Origin of the sequence: Sulfuricurvum sp. RIFCSPLOWO2_12_FULL_43_24, assembly GCF_001829605.1 — a bacterium.
Taxonomy (GTDB): domain Bacteria; phylum Campylobacterota; class Campylobacteria; order Campylobacterales; family Sulfurimonadaceae; genus Sulfuricurvum.
On the sequence record NZ_MIBT01000028.1, the window covers coordinates 1 to 1,785 of the forward strand.

Annotated in this window: 1 protein-coding gene and 1 pseudogene; one reads left to right on the forward strand and one right to left on the reverse strand. The window is 41.8% G+C overall.

All coding sequences use genetic code 11. From position 1 onward, the window contains the following. Window positions 1-206 (reverse strand): annotated as a pseudogene (locus A3G19_RS02715) (PhoU family transcriptional regulator); the annotation flags it as partial. 144 nt (window positions 207-350) lie between these two features. Between A3G19_RS02715 and pstS the strand changes: the two are divergent. Continuing rightward, on the forward strand, window positions 351-1,352 hold the full coding sequence (gene pstS / locus A3G19_RS02720; protein ID WP_294870432.1) for a phosphate ABC transporter substrate-binding protein PstS: 1,002 nt from the start codon (window positions 351-353) through the stop codon (window positions 1,350-1,352). The last annotated feature ends 433 nt before the right edge of the window (window positions 1,353-1,785 follow it).

Genomic DNA, 1,785 nt, shown 5'->3' on the forward strand with positions numbered 1-1,785 from the left:
AGGGCAAATGTTTTGATGATTTCGTTATCGATTTTGTTAGCATCGCTCTGGAGATTTTTAATATACGAGCGTGAGATTTCATACAGTTCGGCATTATCGGTTTCAAATGCCTTAAGCGTCTCTTCGCTCGATTGGATGATCTGAGAGAGCATAAGCGAAATCATGCTGCGGATTTCGTTGAGTTTGTTTTCATAGCGTGGTAGCATTGGTGTGCCTTTGAATAAATGATGTGCGCGATTATAACCATGATTTATAACCGAGAGATTACAAACACAAGTAGCGCTTTGTAATCGTTTTGTTACCCGATACTTCTACAATGCCGCCATCAAAAATTCCAAAAGGATTCTACTATGTTCAAAAAAGCAACACAAGGTTTGGTCATTGCAGCTATCGCTGCAACATCGATGATCGCGGCGGACAAAATCAGCGGTGCGGGTGCAACATTCCCGGCTCCATGTTATTATGATTGGGCATACAACTACCAAAAAGCGACAAAAACTCGTGTCAACTATCAAGCTATCGGTTCAGGCGGCGGTATTAAACAAATTAGCGAGCGTATCGTAAATTTTGGTGCTACTGATGCACCATTGACTCCAAAAGAGCTTGCAGCGGCGAAACTTACTCAGTTCCCTGCCGTTATCGGTTCAATCGTTGTTGCGCATAACCTTCCGGGTGTTGCAGATGAAAAACTAAAACTCAAAAATAGTGTTGTTGCGGATATTTTTGCAGGTAAAATCACAATGTGGAATGACGCTGCTATCGTTGCGGACAATGCAGGTGTTAAATTGCCGGCTGAGAAAATCATCGTGGCTCACCGTTCAGACGGATCAGGAACTACGTATGTATTTACCGACTTCTTGAGCGATTCATCTAAAATGTGGAAAAGCAAATACGGTATCGGTAAAGCGATCGGTTGGGCAACCGGTGTGGGCGGAAAAGGGAATGAGGGTGTAACTAACCTTATCAAACAAACACCATACTCTATCGGATACATTGAAAATGCGTATAAAGAGAAAAATAACCTCTCAGCGGCTACTTTGCAAACGGCTAGCGGTAAATGGGTAACAGCGAGTAAAAATAACTTTATGGCAGCCGTTAAACAAGCTTCTTGGAAAAAATCAGAAGGTTTCTACGGTTCATTGGTATCTCAAAAAGGGGATACTGCATACCCGATCGTAGCGGCAACGTATATCCTTTTACCACAAGAGAGTGCGGAAACGAACGCGCAGGTTATCTCCTTCTTTGATTACTCATTCAAAAATGGGGATAAAGCAGCGGAAAAATTGGGTTACATCCCACTTCCGGTTGAAACAACAAACCTTGTCCGCGAATACTGGGCAGAGAATAAATAAGTTTTTTATTATTTAATACGCCAAAGGAATTCATCCCTTTGGCTACGCTAACGCTGAGTTCTCTTCAGCAGAGAGCTCACGCACACTTGTGTGCTTTTATCATTAGCCACCTCTAAACACATCGCGATGTTTTTAAAGGTGTCCTAATCAGACCCAATATTCATTTCTCCTTCTTCAATTCCTTAAGTTTGGCCCATCTCTCCTTGCGTATGCGTTGATATGGGCATTTTCTCAATTGTATACCCATCTGTTTTCATTCATTTTTCTTATCGTAATCATATTGTAATGTAACATTGACGTAATCTATTTTTTCTACAATGACACCACTAAAAAACAGGAGTGATTCTTATGAAAAAAGTTGCATTATCTGCCCTTGCTGCGGCGATGATTAGCGGTATCGCATCAGCCGATGCGTTGACCCTTTACAGTGATC

Excerpts from the sequence above, each read along its gene's own strand:
- pstS (WP_294870432.1), top strand. The coding sequence starts at position 351 with ATGTTCAAAAAAGCAACACAAGGTTTGGTCATTGCAGCTATCGCTGCA.